This is a genomic window from Brevundimonas sp., assembly GCF_041648115.1.
Classification (GTDB): Bacteria; Pseudomonadota; Alphaproteobacteria; order Caulobacterales; family Caulobacteraceae; genus Brevundimonas.
Genome location: NZ_JBAZPR010000019.1, coordinates 14,538 through 33,824, shown reverse-complemented (window position 1 = coordinate 33,824; position 19,287 = coordinate 14,538). Strand labels below are relative to the sequence as shown.

General features: G+C 67.4%; 16 protein-coding genes. 10 read left to right on the top strand and 6 right to left on the bottom strand.

Annotated features, from left to right (window positions below; all coding sequences use genetic code 11):
• The first annotated feature begins 15 nt into the window (after positions 1 to 15).
• Positions 16 to 474 (top strand): GNAT family N-acetyltransferase, encoded by a 459-nt coding sequence (locus WC597_RS15700; RefSeq protein WP_372694811.1) that lies wholly within the window; start codon positions 16 to 18, stop codon positions 472 to 474.
• A gap of 189 nt (positions 475 to 663) precedes the next feature.
• The gene (locus WC597_RS15695) at positions 664 to 1,581 is read left to right on the top strand and encodes a LysR substrate-binding domain-containing protein (protein WP_372694809.1); all 918 of its coding nucleotides are present in this window, start codon (positions 664 to 666) and stop codon (positions 1,579 to 1,581) included.
• Here WC597_RS15695 and WC597_RS15690 read toward each other — a convergent pair.
• Both WC597_RS15690 and WC597_RS15685 read right to left on the bottom strand, forming a co-directional pair.
• Positions 1,553 to 2,410, bottom strand: coding sequence for an ABC transporter permease subunit (locus WC597_RS15690; RefSeq protein ID WP_372694808.1), 858 nt, complete (start codon positions 2,408 to 2,410; stop codon positions 1,553 to 1,555). The genes WC597_RS15695 and WC597_RS15690 overlap by 29 nt on opposite strands.
• Complete coding sequence (locus WC597_RS15685; RefSeq protein WP_372694806.1) at positions 2,400 to 3,311, bottom strand: ABC transporter ATP-binding protein; 912 nt, start codon at positions 3,309 to 3,311, stop codon at positions 2,400 to 2,402. The genes WC597_RS15690 and WC597_RS15685 overlap by 11 nt, the downstream gene beginning before the upstream one ends.
• Positions 3,312 to 3,410: 99 nt before the next feature.
• On the opposite strand from WC597_RS15685, the gene WC597_RS15680 reads away from it, so the two are divergent.
• Together WC597_RS15680 and WC597_RS15675 are read left to right on the top strand one after the other, a co-directional pair.
• A complete protein-coding gene (locus WC597_RS15680; RefSeq protein WP_372694804.1) occupies positions 3,411 to 4,667 on the top strand; it encodes an ectonucleotide pyrophosphatase/phosphodiesterase in 1,257 nt (418 codons plus the stop codon).
• Positions 4,668 to 4,728: 61 nt separating this feature from the next.
• Entirely contained in the window at positions 4,729 to 6,450 is a 1,722-nt protein-coding gene (locus tag WC597_RS15675) for a tetratricopeptide repeat protein (protein ID WP_372694802.1), read from the top strand.
• 157 nt (positions 6,451 to 6,607) lie between these two features.
• On the opposite strand, the gene WC597_RS15670 is transcribed toward WC597_RS15675, so the two are convergent.
• Genes WC597_RS15670 through WC597_RS15660 form a run of 3 tightly spaced genes read right to left on the bottom strand, consistent with a single transcriptional unit; the run spans position 6,608 to position 11,622 of the window.
• Positions 6,608 to 7,390 carry a thioredoxin domain-containing protein gene (locus WC597_RS15670; protein WP_372694800.1) on the bottom strand — a complete coding sequence of 261 codons (783 nt, stop codon included), beginning with the start codon at positions 7,388 to 7,390 and terminating at the stop codon, positions 6,608 to 6,610.
• Between the two features lie 24 nt (positions 7,391 to 7,414).
• Positions 7,415 to 8,815: a M48 family metalloprotease gene (locus WC597_RS15665; RefSeq protein ID WP_372694798.1), complete on the bottom strand. Its 1,401-nt coding sequence runs from the start codon at positions 8,813 to 8,815 to the stop codon at positions 7,415 to 7,417.
• A gap of 59 nt (positions 8,816 to 8,874) precedes the next feature.
• On the bottom strand, positions 8,875 to 11,622 hold the full coding sequence (locus WC597_RS15660; protein WP_372694796.1) for a ribonuclease E/G: 2,748 nt from the start codon (positions 11,620 to 11,622) through the stop codon (positions 8,875 to 8,877).
• Between the two features lie 507 nt (positions 11,623 to 12,129).
• On the opposite strand from WC597_RS15660, the gene WC597_RS15655 reads away from it, so the two are divergent.
• Positions 12,130 to 13,305 carry an N-acetylmuramoyl-L-alanine amidase gene (locus tag WC597_RS15655; RefSeq protein WP_372694794.1) on the top strand — a complete coding sequence of 392 codons (1,176 nt, stop codon included), beginning with the start codon at positions 12,130 to 12,132 and terminating at the stop codon, positions 13,303 to 13,305.
• 39 nt (positions 13,306 to 13,344) lie between these two features.
• Complete coding sequence (locus tag WC597_RS15650) at positions 13,345 to 14,025, top strand: SDR family oxidoreductase (RefSeq protein WP_372694792.1); 681 nt, start codon at positions 13,345 to 13,347, stop codon at positions 14,023 to 14,025.
• A 6-nt stretch (positions 14,026 to 14,031) separates the two neighbouring features.
• Here WC597_RS15650 and WC597_RS15645 read toward each other — a convergent pair whose 3' ends face one another.
• Complete coding sequence (locus tag WC597_RS15645) at positions 14,032 to 14,700, bottom strand: J domain-containing protein (RefSeq protein ID WP_372694790.1); 669 nt, start codon at positions 14,698 to 14,700, stop codon at positions 14,032 to 14,034.
• 45 nt (positions 14,701 to 14,745) lie between these two features.
• Between WC597_RS15645 and WC597_RS15640 the strand changes: the two genes are divergently transcribed.
• The 4 genes from WC597_RS15640 to WC597_RS15625 all read left to right on the top strand — a co-directional run bounded on the left by WC597_RS15640 (position 14,746) and on the right by WC597_RS15625 (position 19,287).
• Positions 14,746 to 15,051, top strand: coding sequence for a BolA family protein (locus WC597_RS15640; RefSeq protein ID WP_372694844.1), 306 nt, complete (start codon positions 14,746 to 14,748; stop codon positions 15,049 to 15,051).
• Between the two features lie 80 nt (positions 15,052 to 15,131).
• The gene (locus WC597_RS15635) at positions 15,132 to 16,952 is read left to right on the top strand and encodes a response regulator (RefSeq protein WP_372694788.1); all 1,821 of its coding nucleotides are present in this window, start codon (positions 15,132 to 15,134) and stop codon (positions 16,950 to 16,952) included.
• 124 nt (positions 16,953 to 17,076) lie between these two features.
• A complete protein-coding gene (locus tag WC597_RS15630; RefSeq protein ID WP_372694786.1) occupies positions 17,077 to 17,361 on the top strand; it encodes a hypothetical protein in 285 nt (94 codons plus the stop codon).
• Between the two features lie 237 nt (positions 17,362 to 17,598).
• Complete coding sequence (locus WC597_RS15625; RefSeq protein ID WP_372694784.1) at positions 17,599 to 19,287, top strand: cisplatin damage response ATP-dependent DNA ligase; 1,689 nt, start codon at positions 17,599 to 17,601, stop codon at positions 19,285 to 19,287.

The window sequence follows — 19,287 nt, the reverse complement described above, 5'->3', positions numbered from 1 at the left end:
GGGCATGAGGGGTGAATGAGCGTTTCGATCGTTGATTATCGTCCCGACCACGCCGCCGTTTGGGCGCAGCTGAATACGGCCTGGCTGGCCGAGGGCGGGTTCGCCGTCGAGGCCAAGGATCGGGTCGCCATCGACGATCCGCAGGGGATGTTCCTGGACAAGGGCGGGCGCATCTTCATCGCCGAGCGGGACGGAGAGGCCGTGGGATGCTGCGCCCTGGTCCCGACCGACGACGGGGTCGAGGTCTGCAAGATGACGGTCACGCTGGCCGCGCGCGGCCTGGGACTGGCCCGGCGCCTGCTGGAGGCCTGCGAAGCGGCGGCGCGGGTGGCCGGTGCGGGTCGGCTCTATCTGGAGACCAACAGCGCGCTGACGCCGGCCATCGCCCTCTATGAAAGCTTCGGCTTCGTCCATCTGCCGGCACGGCCGACGCCCTATGCCCGCGCCGATGTCTTCATGGAGAAGCGGCTCTAGCCGTCAAGGATGGCGGCGACCGCCATGACCCATATGAGCAGAATGCACAGGCCATAGGCGATCTGGTCCTGGCGTGAGGGGCGGGGCGGTCTTGGGGGCGGGTTAGGGAGCGGCATCGCCAAGCTTGAACCTGATTTCCCAAGGCGCAGAAATCGATTAAGCGGGTCGGTGTCTGTGAGGGGAGATCACATGTCGGGCCGTGCGCCGCCACCGCTCAATGCATTGCGAACCTTCGAGGTCTTCGCCCGGCACAGAAGCATGACCCGTGCAGCGGCCGAGCTGTGCGTGACCCACGGCGCGGTCAGCCGCCAGATCGCGGCGCTGCAAGCCTCGCTGGGCGTGCCCCTGGTGACGGGGCCGCGTCATGCGCTGACCCTGACCGAGGCGGGGGCGCAACTGGCCGAGCGGCTGACGCCGGCCTTTGGCGCGATCACCGATGCCGTCGACGGCGTGCGCCAGGGTGCGGCGCGCGAGATCGAGATTTCTTGCCTGGGCACGTTCGCGCTGAAATGGCTGATCCCACGCCTGCCGGGGTTTCTGGAGGCCCATCCGGACGTGCGGGTCAGGCTGTCGGAATCCTATGCGACGGTCGATTATCGGCGTGATCGGTTCGACGGCGCGATCCGCATCGTCGAGCCGGATCAGGTCCATGTCCGCACCGAATCCACGCGCTTTCTGGCGCAGTATCAGGGGCCGGTCGGGACGCCGACCTTGATGGCGGGGTTGCCGACGCTGGAGGCCGTGGCGCATGCGCCGCGCCTGCGCTCGGCCACCTTCCGTCGGGCCTGGCCGGCGTGGTCGGAACTGGCGGGCGTGGCTCTGCCGACGGTGACGACGGAGCGGGAGTTCGCCCACAACCATTCGCTGGTCGAGGCGGCCATCTCGGGCCTTGGCGTGGCTATCGCGCCGTGGGCCTTCGTGGCGCCGGACGTCATCGCGGGGCGGCTGGCGGCGCCGTTCGGCTTCGTGGAGCGGCCGTCGTGGTTCGCTTTCCTGCGGCCGGAGGGACGCAGGGATGCGGCGGTCGACGCCTTCCGCGACTGGCTGGTCGCGGAAGGCGAGCGCAGTCCGCCGCCGCCTATTCCTTCGACAGATCCTGGCGATTGAACCAGGCGACTGCGGCGGCGAAGGGCACGACGATCCACAGGGCCAGGCCGATGACGCCCTTGGCGACGGCGTGATCGGGCAGTTCGGTCGCCGCCATGCCGCCCTGGATGACGGCTTTCAGCAGGTCCGTGGCCAAGCCGGGCGACAGCAAGGGCAGCAGCCAGCCGTCCGTCGTCACGCCCATGGGCATCAGAAGCTGCGGCAGGAAGAACTGGGCCACGCCGATCACCAGCGGCGCGAACAGGGCCGCCAGCAGCGAGCGGGTCACCACCGCGCCGAGCAGGCCCAGCATGGTAAACTGAAGGATCCGAGCCCAGGAGGTCAGAGTCAGCAGGCCGAAATCAGTCGCCGCTGCGCCGGTCATCGAGAAGGTGATGGGCCGGCCGAACACCGCCGCCTGGATCAGGCTGGCGATTACGTCAGAGATCAGGGCGGCGAAGGTCGCCAGCACAATCACCAGGGCCACGACCGCCACCTTGCCGATCAGCAGGTTCGGGCGGGTGTTACGCGCGCTGATCAAGCGCCAGGTCTCCCAGCGATAGTCGCCGGCGTAGATGGTCGCCGCGCCGATCAGGACGAACATCAGGATCGCCGGATTGGCGAAGTCGCCGGCGCTCTTGACCAGGGTCAGACCCAGATCGAGCGGGCCGCCCTTCATCAGTTCGGGCGGCAGTTTGCCGGCCAGCTTGGCCTCGTTGGCCTTGGCGACCACGAAGCCCAGGGTGGCGAGGAGGACGCCCATGATCGGTATGAACAACACGCTCCAGAACAGGGCGGTGCGGTTCTTTGACAGGCGGTAGGTTTCGGATCGGATCGCGTCAGCCAGCACGGTTTTGCTCCTGCACGCCGGTCCAGCCGGTTTCGCTCATGAAGACGTCTTCCAGGTCGGCGCCGATCCAGCGGGCTTCTTCGATATCGACGCCGCCTTCGACCAGGGCCTTGATGGCGGCGGCGGCCTCGGCGCGGGGCACGGCGGCCACCACGGCGTCGCCGTCCAGCGTGGCGCGCTCGCCCAGCAACGACAGGGCCTTGGCCAGGGGGGTGACGGACAGGCGCAGACGCTCGCCCGAGGCGGTCAGGTCGGAGACCCGGCCCTCGGTGATCACCTTGCCCTTGTTGAAGATGGCGACGCGGTCGCAGACGCGCTGAACCTCCTGCAACTGGTGGCTGGCCAGGATGACGGTGACGCCGTCGTGGTCGGCCAGGCTGCGGATCAGGGCGCGCATCTCCTGGATGCCGGGCGGATCCATGCCGCTGGTCGGCTCATCCAGGATGACGAGGTCCGGCTTGGTCATCAGGGCGGCGGCGACGCCGAGGCGTTGCAGCATGCCGACCGAAAAGCCCTTCACGCGTCGGTTCGCCGCCTCGGTCAGACCGACGCGTTGCAGCCAGTTGTCGATCTCGGCCGACGTCACGCCGCCGTGCGCGCGGGCCAGCCATTCCAGCACCTGGCGGGCGGTCATGAAGGGCGGAAAACGCGGCGTCTCGATCATCGAGCCCATACGGCGCATCGAGGTCGGATCGCCGATCCGTCCGCCCATCACCGTCGCCTCGCCCTCGGTCGGGCGAATCAGGCCCAGCAGGGTGCGAAACAGGGTGGACTTGCCCGCGCCATTGGGGCCCAGAACGCCATAGACCCCGCCACGCGGGATCGACAGGGTCAGGCCGTCCAGGGCCCTCACCGTCCCATAGGTCTTGGTCAGGCCGCGAATGTCGATGACGGTTTCCATGACGCAAGCTTGGCGCGAGAACGATGTTCCCACAAGCCGTCGCGCGCCTGTCGTCCATTAAGTTTAGGCAATGGTTCAATGTCGTCTGTGAGTAAGCTTATGTCCCGTCTTCCCGCCTCCTGCCTGGCCTTGGTCGCCGCCGTTGTGGTTGCGTCGTGCGCGATCGCGCCAGTCTCGGTCCAACCCGTCTCGCAATCCCCGGTCGTTTCCGCCTCGTCGTCGCAGTCGGCACGCCCCGATCTGGTGATTCTGGTCTCGATCGACGGGTTCTCGCCGGATTATCTGGGCAAGGGTCAGACGCCGGTAATGGACGCGCTGGTCGCGGGCGGCGCATTCGGGCCGATGCGGCCGTCGTTCCCCAGCGTGACCTTCCCCAACCACTATACGCTGGTGACGGGCCTGCACCCCGACCATCACGGCGTGGTCGGCAACCGCTTCACCGACGCGCAGCTGGGCGTCTTCACCATGGCCAGCAAGGAGACCGGCTTCTGGGATCAGGGCGAGCCGATCTGGGTCACGGCGGAAAAGGCCGGCATTCGCACCGGCACCATGTTCTGGCCGGGATCGGAGGTCGAGATTGACGGCGTGCGCCCCAGCCAGTGGACGCCTTTCGATCAGGGAATGCCGGGCGATGCGCGGGTGGATCGGGTGCTGTCGTGGCTGGACCTGCCGATGGATCAGCGGCCGAAGCTGGAGACCCTGTATTTCGACATCGTGGACACCGCCGGCCACCGCAACGGCCCCGATGCGGCCGAGACGGGCGCCGCCGTGGCCTCGGTCGATGCCTCCATGGGACAGCTGGTCGAGGGGCTGAAGGCGAGGGGGCTTTATGATCGGACGATGCTGGTCGTGGTGTCCGATCACGGCATGGCCGCGACCTCGCCGGACCGGGTGGTCTGGATCGACGACATCATCGACCCGGCGGCGCTGAAGATCGGCTATGGCAGAGCGGTCCTGACCGCCGACCCGGCCCCGGGGCGCGAGGCCGAGGTGCAGCAGAAGCTGGTCGGTCGTCATGCCCATATGGAATGCTGGAACAAGGCCGATGTGCCGGCGAGGTTGGTCTATGGCTCCAACCCGCGCGTGGCCCAGATCGTCTGCCTGGTCGAGACCGGCTGGTTGACGGCGACGCGCGACCGGCCGGTGACCCGCGCGGGCGGCGCCCACGGCTATGACAATCAGGCGCCGGAGATGGCGGCGGTCTTTATCGCCCACGGGCCGGGCGTCGTGGCGGGGCGGCGACTAACCGATCTGGACAGCGTGGACGTTCAGCCCTTCCTGGCGCGGATGTTGGGCATTGCGGCCCCTGCGGGTGACGGCCGAGCCGCCGACACCTTGCCCGTCACCACGCCCTGATCGGGTGATTGGCGAGGCGGCCAATTAGGCGCACAAAGGTCGGCAAGCGGGGGAGGCTGGAATGCGCAAGGGTCTGTGGGTCGCGACGGTTTCGGTCGCCTGTCTGATCGCGCCGGTGGCGGTGGCCGACGCAACGGCGACGGCGGCGACCCTGGCCTTGATCGCCAATCCCCAGGTCTGCGGGCGCGTGGGCGCGGTCGGCGATGTCCAGCCGACGGCGGACATGGTCATGGTCCCCGGCTTCGGCGACGAGGGCTTCGCCGTCGATACGAAGAACCCGGAGGCCCAGGCCTGGTTCGACCACGGGGTGCGGCTGCGCTGGGCGTTCGAACATTCGGAATCGGTGCGGGCCTTCCGCAAGGCGAGGCAGTTGGATCCGTCGTGCGGCATGTGCGCCTGGGGCGAGGCCTGGGCCATCGGGCCGAATCTGAACGGCGGCGGGAACGACCCTGAATCCATCGCCACAGGATTGAGAACGGCGCGCGAAGCCCGGCCGCTGGCCGGCGACGCCACGCCGATGCAGCGCCAGATGATCGATGCCCTGATCCAACGCTACTCCGGCAAGGAAAACACGCGCGCTCTTCGCTTCGCCCGCGCCATGGACCGGATCGCCAAACGCCATCCCGACGATGTGTCGGTGGGGTCCATCACCGCCGACGCCTGGATGCTGCAGCCCGAGGGCGAATGGTGGGACGATAACGGCAAGGCGACCGATCCGGCAGTGACGCGCGCGATGGCGATCCTGGAGCACAGCCTGACGGTCAAGCCGAACGATCCGGCGTCCATCCACCTGTATATCCACCTGACGGAATGGTCTGACGATCCGCATCGGGCGCTGGCCTATGGCGAGCGGCTGGCGCTGCTGGCGCCGGGGGCCAGCCACCTGGTCCATATGCCGTCGCACACCTTCTATCGGGTGGGGCGGTACAAGGACGCGATGATGTCCAACGTCAATGCGGTGGCGCTGGACAAGACCTACGACCGGCTGGCCAGCCCGCCCGGCGGTATTCGCGGCATGAGACTGCACGCCCACAACATCCATTTCGGCATGGGCGGCGCCCTGATGGCGGGCGGCGCCGAGCGGGGGCTGGAGCTGGCCAACTGGTATCTAGCGACCTACCCGCAGCTGTCGGCCGCGCCGGAGCCCGGCGAGGACGCCTATGTGACCTATCGCCAGGTGATGGCGGCGGACGCCTATGCGCTCTACGGCCGGTTCGGATCGGCAGCTCAGGTCGCGGCCCTGCCTGAACCGAACGCGGGACGGCCCTTGATGCGGGTGGGCTGGCGCTATGCGCGGGGCGAGGCGGCGGCGCGGCGGGGCGATGCCGCGGCCGTTCGGGTCGAGGCCCAGGCCATCGCGGCCTTGCTGGCCAACAAGGCGTTCAAGGGACCGATGGCGGATCGCCAGGTTGGTTTCGCCGAACTGTTCCAGAAGGTGCTGGAAGGCCGCGCGGCCATGATCGACCGGGACTATCCGGCCGCCATCGCCGCCTATGGCCGGGCGGCGGCGATCCAGGCGATGGCGCCCGAGGGCGGCGATCCGCCTATGATCTGGTATCCGACGCGCCGCAGTTTGGCGGCCGCGATGCTGGCGTCCGGCGATGCGGCGGGGGCCAAGGCCAAGATCGCCGAACTGCTGAAGGACTGGCCCAGCGATCCGTACAGCTACTACGTTCTTTATCGCGCCGAGCAGGCGATGGGCGACGAGGCGGCGGCGAACGACGCCCTGCGCCATGCGGGGGTGGAGTGGATCGGCGGGGAGATGACGCTGGGCGAGGCGTGACACGCTTTTCCTTCTCCCATAGGGAGAAGGTGGCCCGAAGGGCCGGATGAGGGGTTACGACGCTGATCGTGTCGCACACCGTAACCCCTCGCCCTTTCGCCTTGCCGATCGCTGCGCTCTCGGAGGCTCAAGCCCTCTCCCAACGGGAGAGGGTAGGCTAGCGCTTTGCCGCCTCGATCAGCTTGGCGATTTCGGCCGGGTCGATGCCGGGGCTGGCCTTGCCGTTGACGAAAAAGGTGGGCGTGCCGCGCAGGCGCAGGGCGGCGGCCGTGGTGTGGATGTCGGCGATGTGGCGGGTGGTGTCGGGCGCGGCGATGGCGGCCTTGGCGCGGGCCATGTCAACGCCGTTGGCGGCGAGGATGGCGTCGATGGACTCGATCGACAAGGCGCGCTCGGTCATCAGTGCGTCATAGACCTCCAGATACTTGCCCTGCTGATGCGCGGCCAGAGCGGCGCGGGCGGCGTATTGCGAGGTGATGTCGTCGCCGCGGTCCAGGATGGGCCAGTCCTTGAAGACGAAGCGGACCTCGGGATGGGCGGCCATCAGCGCGCGATAGTCGTGGGCAACGGCCTTGCAGCCGGGACAGCGGAAGTCGAAGAATTCGACCACCGTGACCTTGGCGTTCGCCGGACCGAAGGCGGGGTCGCGGGCATCGGGCGCCAAGAGGCCGGCGTTTGCGGCGGCGGCCTGGTTGCTCTCTTCGACGCTGGCCTCGGCTTCCTTGGACTGCAGCGCCAGTTGCGTCTCCTGCAGCACCTCGGGGTGCTCCAGCAGATAGGATCGAACGTCGGACTCACCGGCGTTGAAATAGGGCGCGACCGAGAAACCCAGGGCGATGACCGACAGGCCCAGGGCCAGATAGCCGGCCAGAGCCCCGCTGAATGGGGCGGGTTTGGCGGTCTGGGGTGCAGGCGCTGGCGTGGAGGCGTCGTCGGTCATTGAGGCTCGCAGTCGGGGAAGGGGTCAGTTGAGGCTGGCCGGTCGGCGCGCGGCGTCGCGTCGGTCGAGGTCCAGTATGTCGTCGGGCGTGGCGCCCGAGGCCAGGACGATGTCCACCGCCCGGCGCCATTCGATGGAGCCGGGGTCCAGCATGGAGCGGGCGCGCAGGGCGAACTGGGTCGCCTCTTTTTCACTGCCGGCGGCGAAATAGTATTCGGCCGAGGCCAGGCGCGCCTCGCCCTCCTTGCCTTGCGAGGCATAGGCCTGGGCCAGCAGGCGCCAGGCCAAGGTGTTTTCCTTTTCTGCGACGACGGCGTGTTTCAGCTGATCGACGGCCTCGTCCAGATTGGCCTTGTCGTTGGTCTCGATCAGGGCGTGGGCCAGGTTGACGCGCAACAGGGGCGCGTCGGGCTTCAGGCGAACGGCCTCGCGGTGGGCGGCGACGGCGTCGGCGGGGCGGCCCTCCTCGAACAGGATCTGGCCCTTCAGTTCCTGAAAATAGGGGTTGTTCACGTCGCCGGCGATCAGGTCGCCCACCGCCGTCAGCGCCTTTTCCGTCTGGCCGTCGCGATACCAGGCGATGGCGCGCGCGTAGCGGCCGGGCAAGGCGGTGTTGGTCGACGGATAGTCTCGCAGGGTCGCGTTCGGCGGATCCATGAAGGCGTGGATCTTGGCCAGGATTAGGGCGTGCTGGGCCAGGCGTTCGGGGCTGTCGCGATGATCGTAGTGCGGCTGTTCCTGCACATAGCGGCGCAGGGTCTCGATCCGGTTCGACGACAGGGGGTGGCTGCGGAAATAGGGATAGCGGCGGGCGTCCGAGAAGACCTCCTGCGAGCGGAAGTTCTCGAAGAACGACACGAGGCCCGCGCCCGATTCGCCGGCGCCTTCCAGCGCCCGCGCGCCTGACAGGTCGGCCTCCCCCTCCTGGCTCTGCATATATTGCAAGGCGCCCAAGGCGCCGAAATACTGGCTGGAACCCAGTAGGGCCACGCCCGCGTCCGGCGCCCCCGCTATGATGGCCAGGGCGCCCAGGGCCATGGTCATGAACATCGGCTGTTTGCCGGCGTTCTGGGCTCCATCGCGCAGCGTGTGGCGGTTCTTGATGTGGCCCGCCTCGTGCGCCATCACGCCCAGCAGTTCGCCGGGCGTCTTGGTGCGCAGGATCAGGCCGGTGTTGACGCCCATGATCCGCCCGCGCGTAGCGAAGGCGTTCAGGTCGTTGTCATTGACCAGCAAGACCTGGATGTCGGTGGGGTTCAGCCCCATCGAGACGAAGACCGGGTCGGCCCATTCGCGTACGATGCCCTCGACCTCGGTGTCGCGGATCAGGCTCTGGGCCGAGGCCTGGCCGGCGACGACGAGACCCATCAGGCCCGCCGTCGCCGCCGCCAGAACACGAGATGCAGATCGGGGAAGCCACCTCATGGCTCTACTCCAATAGCGACCGGGCCCCGCCTGCATCCTGACAGTCTAATCGTGACCGATCAGCGGCGCCACCACCCGCGCTTGGGCTTTTCAGGCGGTGCGACGATCTGGTTCGGATCTTCGGCGATGATCGCTTCGACATCGACCTCGGGCGTCGGCGCCACGAACGGCTCGGCCAGGACGGCCGGCTGTGGTTCGGCCACAACGGGGGGAGCGACCGGCGCGGCAGGCTGCTCGACCGGGGCGACGGCGACCGGCTCGGCGACCAGGGCCTCGTGCGGGGTCACGTCCAGTTCGACCGGTGCGCCTTCGACCGTGGCCTCGTTCGGCTCGATGGCCGTGTCGGGATGCGGTTCGGCCGCGATCTCGACATTGGCGCTGGCCGACTTGCGACGCACGCGGCGGCGCTGAGGTTCGGGTTGGGGCTCGGGCGCGATGGCCGGCGCAGCAGCCTCGACGCTCTCACCGGTCGGTTCGACGATGACGGCCATCGGGGTCTCGGGCGAGCCGTCGGGCGGCATGCCTTCGTTGGTGGCGCGGTTCTCGACCTTGATCTCGTGGCCGACGGGCGCGTCGCCACGACCCCGGCCGCGACGACGGCGACGGCGCGAACGGCCGCCTTCCTCGCCGGAGCCTTCGCCGGCGACAGCGTCCAGGCCTTTGACCTCGGCTTGAGCCTCTGCCGGACGCTCGGCGCGTTCGGGACGTTCGTTACGCGGTTCAGGGCGGCCCGGGTTCAGCGGGTCGAACCATACATAGGGGTCGTCCAGCGACGGGGTGCGACCGCGGACCCAGGTATAGACGTCGCGCTCGCCATCCTCGCGGACGCGGCGACCGCCACGGCGGCCACGGCGACGGCGACGGCCGTTCTCGTCTTCCTCGTCGTCCGAGGCGTCGTCGACGTTCAGCGTGTCGGCGGCTTCCGAGGTTTCGGCGACCTCGACGGTCTCCTCGTCGCGCCGACCGCCGCGACGGCGGCGATTGCGGCCCCGACCACGATCACGACCGCCGGACTCGGCGCGTTCAGAACGTTCGCGCGGCTCGTCGTCGTCGCTGTCCTCGCGGTCCAGCCCCTCGACATCGTCGTCATCGTCGTCGCCGACGATTTCCTCGTCGTCGTCCTCATCCTCGTCTTCGTAAAGCGAGGCGTCGAAATCGCCGTCGTCGAGATTGGGCATCTCGATCTCGGGCGCGACGAAGTCCTCGTTGGTCTCGGTGCGCTCGATATTGTGCTCGCCCTGGCCCAGGCTGTCGTCGATCTGGACGATGACGTTCAGGCCGCGACGTTCCAGCAGCGACTGCAGATAGGTGCGCTTGTGGTTCAGGATGTACAGGCCGACGGCGGTGCAGACCTTCAGAACCACGACGCCTGCGCCGTTCTTGCCGGCCTCAATGTCGACCGCACGCAGGGTCATCAGGGCGGCCGATTCGGCGGAGCGGATGCGGCCGGTGCCCTGGCAGTGCGGGCAGGCCTCGGTCGCGCCCTCTATCACGCCCAGGCGGCGACGCTGGCGGCTAATTTCCATCAGACCGAAGGGCGAGATGCGGCCCATCTGGATGCGGGCGCGGTCGGAAGACAGGGCTTCCTTCAACACACGCTCGACCGCGCGGTTGTTCTTGCTCTCATCCATGTCGATGAAGTCGATGACGACCAGGCCGGCGAGGTCGCGCAGGCGCAGCTGGCGGGCGGCTTCTTCGGCCGCTTCCATATTGGTCTTGAACGCCGTCTGCTCGACGTTGCGTTCCTTGGTGGCGCGGCCCGAGTTGACGTCGATGGCCACCAGGGCCTCGGTCTGGTTGATGACCAGATAGCCGCCGGACTTCAGCGGCACGACCGGCTGGTGAATCTGCGTCAGCAGTTCCTCGATGCCGTTGGCCGCGAACAGGGGCCGCGAGCCGCGATACAGGTGAACCTTCTTGGCCTGGGCCGGCATCAGCACGCGCATGAAGTCGCGCGCTTCCTTGAAGCCCTCGACGCCCTCGACCTGGATGCCGTCGAAATCCTTGTCGAACATGTCGCGCACGGCGCGGCGAACCAGATTCTCTTCCTCGTAGATCACAGAGGGGGCGTGAGACGAGAGCGTGGTCTCGCGGATCGTTTCCCAAAGACGCATCAGATACTGATAGTCGCGCTTGATCTCGGCCTTGGTGCGCTTGGCGCCGGCCGTGCGGATGATCAGGCCCATGCCCTTGGGCACTTCCAGGGCCGAGACGGCGCTCTTCAGGCGGCGACGGTCGGAGGTGTTGGTGATCTTGCGCGAAATGCCGCCGCCCTTGCCCGTGTTGGGCATCAGAACGCAGTAGCGGCCGGCCAGCGACAGCCAGGTGGTCAGGGCCGCGCCCTTGGCGCCGCGCTCGTCCTTGACGACCTGAACCAGCAGGATCTGGCGGCGCTTGATGACGTCCTGGATCTTGTAGCGACGCATCAGGCGACGCTTCAGCCGTTCCTCGTCGGCCAGGGCGCCTTCGGGATCGACGTCGTCGCCGGCGGACTCACGGTCCAGATCGTCCTCGTCCTCGTCGTCGTGCGCTTCGGCCATGATGGCTTCGCGGTCGGCGACAGGGATCTGGTAATAGTCCGGGTGGATTTCGTTGAAGGCCAGGAAGCCGTGGCGATTGCCGCCGTATTCGATGAACGCAGCCTGGAGGCTGGGCTCTACGCGGGTGACCTTGGCGAGGTAGATGTTGCCGCGAAGCTGGCGCTTCGCACGGGATTCGAAATCGAATTCCTCAATTTGCCGTCCGTCCACGATGGCGACCCGGGTCTCCTCGGGATGCGCCGCATCGATCAGCATTGTCTTTGACATGGATAGTCTCTCTCTGGCGCGCGCAGGCCGACCGTCCCGGAACACCGGGCAGGGTCATGGCGGCTCGCCGAATGAAGGTGGGGGCCGGCGCGCGCGACATCCCCTCGCCGAGAACGGCGAAGCGGGCTTGATCAAGCCGTTGGGGAACGCAGGCGGAAAGGCCCATTGAAGTCGTCGGTCCTGAACCGGGCGCGCCAATCCCTTGGGAAGGCCGCGTCCCTGGTCCGCTCTTCGAACCATCGGCGATGCCGGGGCGGTTCTCGGATTGGTGAAAGTCACGCCGCGAGGAGGGCGCGCCAAGATTCGCAGAGGCGAAATCGGCGCGATCGGTTCGCGAGCGTTCACAGCATAGTCACGCAACTGGAGAATTAAAAGGCGTTCGCCTTAACCCCCTGCACACGAGCCTCTGGCATCCTGAGGATCGAGTAGGCTTGAATTGGGTTCGCCGTCGCAATGAGCGGTCGCGTTTTGACAGGTTTGATGCGCTGGGGCGCGAAGGAATGGGCGATGACCGCCCTTGCCTTCGTGGTCATCTGCATGGTCGGCCTGTTCGCCACACGCGGTTTCGCCTGGGGCGCCCAGGGCGACGTGCTGGCCGTGCGCTTCGGCGCCGACGGCGACCGCACCCGTGTCGTCATCGATCTGGACAAGTCGGCGCAGGGCCGCGTCATCGACGCCGGCGGCGAGGGCCGCGTGGTCCTGGCCCTGAATGGCGTGGCGCCGGGACGGGGGCTGAGCGGCGGCGGATCGGGCCTGGTGCGGTCCTATGAAGTCACATGGTCCGGCGGGTCGTCGCGGGTTCAGCTGGAACTGGCGCGAGGCAGCGAGATCGAACGACGCTTCCTGCTGCCGCCCGGCGACGGCGTAAGCCACTATCGTTATGTCGTGGATTTGAAGGCGACCGGCGCGGCCGTACGCGCGTCCAACACGCCTGCGCCGCGACCCAGCGCGCCGCCGCGCCGGGCCGAACGGCCGTTGATCGTCATCGACGCCGGCCACGGCGGCAACGATCCCGGCGCCAGCGGCGCCACCGCTAAAGAAAAGGAAGTCACTCTTGCCGCCGCCCTGGCGCTGAAGGCCGAACTGGAGAAGAACGGTCGTTATCGCGTGCGCCTTACCCGGTCCGATGATCGGTACGTTGACCTGTATCGCCGGGTGTCGATTGCACGTCAGTCGGACGCCGACCTGTTCATCTCTTTGCACGCCGACGCCGGGGCCGATCCCGCGCTGCGCGGGGCCAGCGTGTATACGCTATCGGAACAGGGCGCGGGCCGTGCCGTGCGCGAGTTCACGCGCGGCGACAACTGGCACCGCGAACTGCACCTGCCGGGCCGCGACCCGTCGGTGGATCGCATCCTGCTGGATATGACCCAGCGCGCGACCCAGAACCGCTCGGCCCAATTCGCCCGCGTTCTGCTGACCCATCTGGAGGCCTCGGACCAGCCGCTGCTGCGCCGCAGCCACCGCGATGCCGGTCTGGCCGTGCTGCTGGCGCCGGACGTGCCGGCCGTGCTGCTGGAGATGGGCTTCATCACCAATCCCGAGGACGAGCGGCTGCTGACCGACGAGCGCGCGCGCCGTCGTTTGATGAAGTCTGTTGCGGACGGCATCGACCGCTATTTCCGGGAACCTTCGGCCCCGATGATGACCGCCTCGACCAGCCAGGCCGCCGGTCAGCCCTGATCCGGCGCAACCAAGCCGGTCGTCGCCGGTTTCGGGACCATGAAGAAAGCAATCGTGACGGGCGGCGCGGGTCTGATCGGCTGGGGCATCTGCAAGGCGTTGAGCGCATGCGGGTGGGAGGTGGCGTCCTTCGACCTGAAGGCCGGCATGAGCACCGACACCCGCCAGATTCTGTGTGACATCGGCGACGAGGCCTCGGTCGCCAAAGCCTATGAGGAACTCGGCTGGTCGGAACTGGACCTGCTGGTGAACAACGGCGGCGTCGCTGATCCCGTCAACGGGCCGCTGGCCGAACTGTCGCTGGAAACCTGGCGCAACACGGTCGACAGCCACCTGACAGGCGCCTTCCTGATGACCCGCAGCGCCATTCCGCTGCTGGCGAAGGGCGGGAGCATCATCAACATGGCCTCGACCCGCGCCTTCATGTCGGAACCTGAGACCGAAGCCTATGCCGCGTCCAAGGGCGCCATCGTCGCCCTGACCCACGCCCTGGCCATCAGCCTGGGGCCGAAGACGCGGGTGAATGCGATCGCGCCGGGCTGGATTTCCGGCGACGACGACCTGCGACCCGTCGATCATGACCAGCATCCCGTCGGCCGGGTGGGGCGTGTCGAGGACATCGCCCAGGCCGTGCTCTATCTGGCCGACGCGGGCTTCGTCACGGGTCAGGTGTTGACGGTGGACGGCGGCATGACCCGCAAGATGATCTACGCCGAATAGGCGAGGTCAGGCCAGGCCGGCCTTCTTGAGCGTCTTCCAGGCCTTGATGACACGTTGCAGCTTGGCCTCCGCGCCCCGGTCGCCGTTGTTGGTGTCGGGGTGAAAGCGTTTCAGCAGGTCGTGGTACTGGGCCTTGATCTTGGCCTTGTCTGCGCCGGGATCCAGATCCAGGTCGGCCAGAGCGGTGCGTTCCAGCTTGCCGATGCGGCGATCCTCGGTCGGAGACTGGGGCGCCTGGTCGCCCTTGCGCCCGAACAGGCCGAAGCTGTCGCGCCATGAGCCTGCGCCGGTGGTGTTGGACGTGCCCATCTTGGCGGCGAAGGCGGCGGCCTCACGCGTGAACTTGCCGGCTTGCATTTCCCAGGTCGGGCGGCCGCCGGTCATGGCCTCGTTCTCCTGAAGGTTGCGAATCTGGCCTTCGCTCATCCCGGCGTAGAAGTTCCAGCCCTTGTTGTACTCGCCGGCGTGGGGTTGGCAGAATTCATAGAAGTCGTTCAGCCGCTCGCGCGACTTGGGCGCCTTGGCGGCGGCGGCCTTGCGGCAGTCGGGCCACTGACACGGCTTTTCGCCCGGCTTGAGGTGAAGGACGTCGGCTTTCGCCGCCTCTTCATCGGGCTTGGGCGGCTTGACCCGAATGTCGGTGAAGCGCGGCTTGTATTGAAAGGAGGCGGACATCAGCCGAAGTGTAGGGCCGAATTGGACCGCATCAAGGAATCGATCATGTCTGAAGGCCCGGTCGCGACGATTATTCGTGCAAAACTGATGGATGGGCTCTCGCCGCAACGGCTTGAGGTCGAAGATGACAGCTGGCGACACGCTGGCCACCACCATGAAGGCGGTATGGATGCGAAGCCCGGCGGGGAGAGCCACTTCAATCTGGTGATCGTTTCGGCCGCTTTCCAGGGGCAATCGCGCCTGGCCCGCCAGCGCGCGGTGAACGCCTTGCTGAAAGACGAGATGGCCGGACCCGTACACGCCCTGTCGATCAAGGCGCTGACGCCGGAGGAGGCGGGAAACCCCGCATGACCAAAAAAACAGCGTTCACATCGTCTTAGAACCTTCGTCTTAACGTCACGCGACCAAACAGAACGTGGGGATCTGGGCTTATGGTGGAATCAGACGGCCTCGCGAAGGCGCTTCCGGGCGATCAACGCGCCGGGGATGCAGCCCAGGCGCTGACCGCCATTCTGCAGACGCAGTACCTGCGCTACATGATCATCGCGTCCTGGGCCCTGGGCCTGATGGGTACGGTGGGCTTGTGGCAGGCCGTGCTGTGGTTCGGGCTGACGGTCGCTGCGGGCTCCGTGCGCGGCATGGTCGAAAAGCGGCTGAGCCACCAGGTCGAGACGGGATGGGGCATGATCTTCCCCATCGTCGCCACGGTGACGACCGGCGCCTGGGCCATCGCGCCCCTGCTGGCCTGGTTCTCGCCTTCCGATTTCGGACGGCCGCTGGCCCTGGCTTTGATCATCTCCGGCTATGTGCTGGTGTTCGCCCAGCTGCGCAGCTCGCCGCGTCAGGCCATGATAATTTCGTCGCCCTACGGCGCCGCGGCGGCGGTCATTCTGTTCAGCCTGTGGGGCACCAGCGAGTTCTGGTCCATGCTGGCCGTCCTGCCGTTCACGGCGGCGGGCCTGTTCGTCCTGGTGACCATGACCCTGCTGCGCGAAGAGCGCATCCGCGCCTTCCAGTCGCATCAGGCTCATCTGATCGAGGAGCTTGAAGCCGCGCGCGACAAGGCCAATGCGGCCAACGACGCCAAGTCGAACTTCCTGGGCGTGATCTCTCACGAGCTGCGCACGCCGATGAACGGCGTTTTGGGCGCGGCCCAACTGCTCAGCGCCACCCGTCTGGAGACGACGCAGCGGGAGTATCTGTCGATCATCCGCAACTCGGGCGACAACCTGCTGTCGCTGCTGAACGACATCCTCGACATGACCAAGATCGAGGCGGGCAAGATGAACTTCGAGGTGATCGATATCGCCGTCGACAGCCTGCACAAGCGGATCACCGGCCCGTTCGAGGCCCAGGCGGAAGCCAAGGGGTTGGAGTTCGTCTCGACCCTGGAGGGCGAGATCCCGACGGTGGTGCGCGGCGATCCGCTGCGAGTCTGCCAAGTGGTTCAGAACCTGCTGTCGAACGCGGTCAAGTTCACCGAGGCCGGCCAGATTCATTATATCGTGCGTGGCCACCGGATTTCGGACCAGCGTGTGCGGTTCGAGTTCATCGTCAAGGACAGCGGCACCGGCATCGCCGCGGCGGACCTGGAGCGGCTGTTCCTGCCCTTCACCCAGGTCGACACTTCCTCGACGCGCCGGTTCGGCGGCACGGGCCTGGGCCTGACCATTGCGCGGCGCATGGCCAACATCATGGGCGGCGACATCACCGTCACCTCCAGGCTGGCCGAGGGCTCGTGCTTCACCCTGGAGATCGAGGCCGAGGTGGTGGAGTGGGCCAAGCCGGTCGCGGCCGATGAAATCTTCGCCGAGATCGAAGGCGGCGAATCGCTGCGGGTGCTGGTGGTCGAGGACCATCCGGTGAACCGCATGATCCTGGAGGCCTGGATGAGTTCCGCCAGCCACGTCACCTCGACGGCCGAAAACGGCCAGATTGCGGTCGAGATCGCCCAGGATCAGCCGTTCGACCTGATCATCATGGACGTGAACATGCCGGTCATGGACGGCCTGACCGCGACCCGACTTATTCGCGACGGCGGGGGCCGAAATGCGGGCACGCCCATCGTCGTTCTGTCAGCCTCGGCCCGAACCGAAGATCACGAGGCCGGCCTGGACGCCGGAGCCGACGCCTATCTGAACAAGCCCATCGACTTCAGCGCCCTGGCGACCCTGATGGGGCGGGTCGGGGGCGGACGCGAAGCCGTCGGCCAGATGGCGCTGCCGCCGTCCGAGACCGCCGCCGCCGCCTGATTGCGGCCGCGACGTGTTCCCGCGATGAACCTCAGGCGCTGACGGCGGTTCAGACACGCCTCAGTCGCCGCGCTCCATAACTGCGCTCAAGTCGAAATTCTTCGGCGCAGATGGAGATACGATCATGAGAAAGATCCTCACCGCCACGATGGCCGTCCTGATGGCCACGACCACCCTGGGCGCCGCCGGCGCGGCATCGGCCCAGTCGCGCGGCGATCATCGCTACGAGCAGCGAGAAGACCGTCGCGACTATCGCCGCGACCACCGTCAGGACCGCCAGGACTATCGCCAGCAACAACGCGACTATGATCGCTGGCAACGGGCCGAGCGCCGCTACAGCGCGCCTCACTATGCGCCCCCGCGGGGTTATGAGGTTCGGACCTGGAGCTATGGTCAGCGGTATCGGTAGAACGCCTATGCGGTGAGCGACGACTACAACCGCTATGGTTTGCGCGCGCCGCCACAGGGCTGTCAATAAACCTGCAAAGGCAATGACGTGGTTCTGGCCGCCGTAGCCGGTGGTCTGATCACCGCCGTGATCTCAACTGACCCACGGCAGACTTGAGATGCGCTCCGGAGGGAAACCTCCGGGGCGTTCTTCGTTCTGGAGGGACGGCGACGCTTCGCGCGCCCAAGATGGATGACGATGCGCGCCTTCGCCGAGCTTCTGGATCGCCTGTCCCTGACGGCTTCGCGCAATGCGAAACTGGTGCTGGTGCGCGACTATCTGAGGGCGACACCCGATCCTGACCGGGGGTGGGCGTTGGCGGCGCTGACGGGCGACCTGACCTTCGACGCCGCCAAGCCGGCCATGATCAGAAAGGCGGTCGAGGGGCGGGTGGACGGCGTGCTGTTCGGCTGGTCCTACGACTATGTCGGGGATCTGGCCGAGACCGTAGCCCTGATCTGGCCCGTGACGCCCGATCACCGACCCAATCGCGAGCCGGAGCTGGCCGAGGTGGTCGAGGCGCTTCGCACCGCCAGTCGGGCCGAGGTGAGGGGACTGTTGGAAGGCTGGCTGGATGCGCTGGAGCCGAAGGGGCGGTGGGCGCTGCTGAAGCTGATGACCGGGGCCTTGCGCGTCGGGCTGTCGGCGCGGCTGGCCAAGACGGCGGCGGCGATGATGCGACCGGACGCCGTGATGGCGCCGCCGTCGCCGGACGGGGACGAGGCGCAGACGACGCTGCAGGCCCTCGACGCCTCGGCCATTGAGGAGGTCTGGCACGCGGTCGAGCCGCCCTATGCCGATCTGTTCGCCTGGCTGGAGGGCAGGGCGGAGCGGCCCAGCCCCGACGCGCCCGGCCGGTTCCGCCCCGTCATGCTGGCGGTCGCCATCGACGAGGCCGTCGATCTGCCCAAGCTGTCGCCCGCCGACTACGCCGCCGAGTGGAAGTGGGACGGGATCCGCATCCAGGCGGTGCTGGAGGGCGAGGTCCGCAAGCTCTATTCGCGCACCGGCGACGAAATCTCGGCCGCTTTTCCCGATGTGATGGAGGCCCTGGCGTTCCAGGGCGCGATCGACGGCGAGCTGATCGTCTGGCGCGACGGGGCGGTGGCGCCGTTCGGGGATTTGCAGCAGCGGCTGAACCGCAAGACGGTGGACGCCAAGGCCATGCAGGCCTTCCCGGCGGCGGTGGTCGCCTATGACCTGCTGGCGCAGGACGGCGAGGACTTGCGAAGCCAGCCGCTTCGTGACCGTCGGAAGCAGCTGGAGGCCCTGGTGGCGGGCCATGCGGGCGAACGGCTGCATCTGTCGCCGGTGGTCGATTACGCCGACTGGGACCAACTGGCGCGCCTGCGTGCCGATCCGCCGGTCGGGGCCGCGGCCGAAGGGCTGATGCTGAAACGCTGGGACAGCCCCTATCTGGCGGGACGACCCAAGGGGCCGTGGTTCAAGTGGAAGCGCGACCCGCACGTCATCGACGCCGTCCTGATGTACGCCCAGCGTGGTCATGGAAAGCGATCCAGCTTCTATTCCGACTACACCTTCGGCGTCTGGACGCCGGAGGGGGCGCTGACGCCGGTGGGCAAGGCCTATTTCGGCTTCACCGACGAGGAACTGAAACAGCTCGACAAGTTCGTGCGTGACCACACCATCGACCGTTTCGGACCAGTGCGTTCAGTGCGGGCCGAGCGGGATTTCGGCTTAGTGCTTGAGATCGCCTTCGAGGGGCTGAACCGATCGACCCGGCACAAGTCGGGCGTGGCCATGCGCTTCCCGCGCGTCAGCCGCATCCGCTGGGACAAGCCGGCGCGAGAGGCCAACACCATCGAAGACGTGATGGACCTGCTGGACGCCATCGAAAGCGGCGGCGGGCGGATCGCAAAGGGCTGA

Excerpts from the sequence above, each read along its gene's own strand:
- WC597_RS15700 (WP_372694811.1), top strand. The coding sequence starts at position 16 with ATGAGCGTTTCGATCGTTGATTATCGTCCCGACCACGCCGCCGTTTGG.
- WC597_RS15695 (WP_372694809.1), top strand. The coding sequence starts at position 664 with ATGTCGGGCCGTGCGCCGCCACCGCTCAATGCATTGCGAACCTTCGAG.
- WC597_RS15685 (WP_372694806.1), bottom strand. The coding sequence starts at position 3,311 with ATGGAAACCGTCATCGACATTCGCGGCCTGACCAAGACCTATGGGACG.
- WC597_RS15680 (WP_372694804.1), top strand. The coding sequence starts at position 3,411 with ATGTCCCGTCTTCCCGCCTCCTGCCTGGCCTTGGTCGCCGCCGTTGTG.
- WC597_RS15675 (WP_372694802.1), top strand. The coding sequence starts at position 4,729 with ATGCGCAAGGGTCTGTGGGTCGCGACGGTTTCGGTCGCCTGTCTGATC.
- WC597_RS15670 (WP_372694800.1), bottom strand. The coding sequence starts at position 7,390 with ATGACCGACGACGCCTCCACGCCAGCGCCTGCACCCCAGACCGCCAAA.
- WC597_RS15665 (WP_372694798.1), bottom strand. The coding sequence starts at position 8,815 with ATGAGGTGGCTTCCCCGATCTGCATCTCGTGTTCTGGCGGCGGCGACG.
- WC597_RS15660 (WP_372694796.1), bottom strand. The coding sequence starts at position 11,622 with ATGTCAAAGACAATGCTGATCGATGCGGCGCATCCCGAGGAGACCCGG.
- WC597_RS15655 (WP_372694794.1), top strand. The coding sequence starts at position 12,130 with ATGACCGCCCTTGCCTTCGTGGTCATCTGCATGGTCGGCCTGTTCGCC.
- WC597_RS15650 (WP_372694792.1), top strand. The coding sequence starts at position 13,345 with ATGAAGAAAGCAATCGTGACGGGCGGCGCGGGTCTGATCGGCTGGGGC.
- WC597_RS15645 (WP_372694790.1), bottom strand. The coding sequence starts at position 14,700 with ATGTCCGCCTCCTTTCAATACAAGCCGCGCTTCACCGACATTCGGGTC.
- WC597_RS15640 (WP_372694844.1), top strand. The coding sequence starts at position 14,746 with ATGTCTGAAGGCCCGGTCGCGACGATTATTCGTGCAAAACTGATGGAT.
- WC597_RS15635 (WP_372694788.1), top strand. The coding sequence starts at position 15,132 with ATGGTGGAATCAGACGGCCTCGCGAAGGCGCTTCCGGGCGATCAACGC.
- WC597_RS15630 (WP_372694786.1), top strand. The coding sequence starts at position 17,077 with ATGAGAAAGATCCTCACCGCCACGATGGCCGTCCTGATGGCCACGACC.
- WC597_RS15625 (WP_372694784.1), top strand. The coding sequence starts at position 17,599 with ATGCGCGCCTTCGCCGAGCTTCTGGATCGCCTGTCCCTGACGGCTTCG.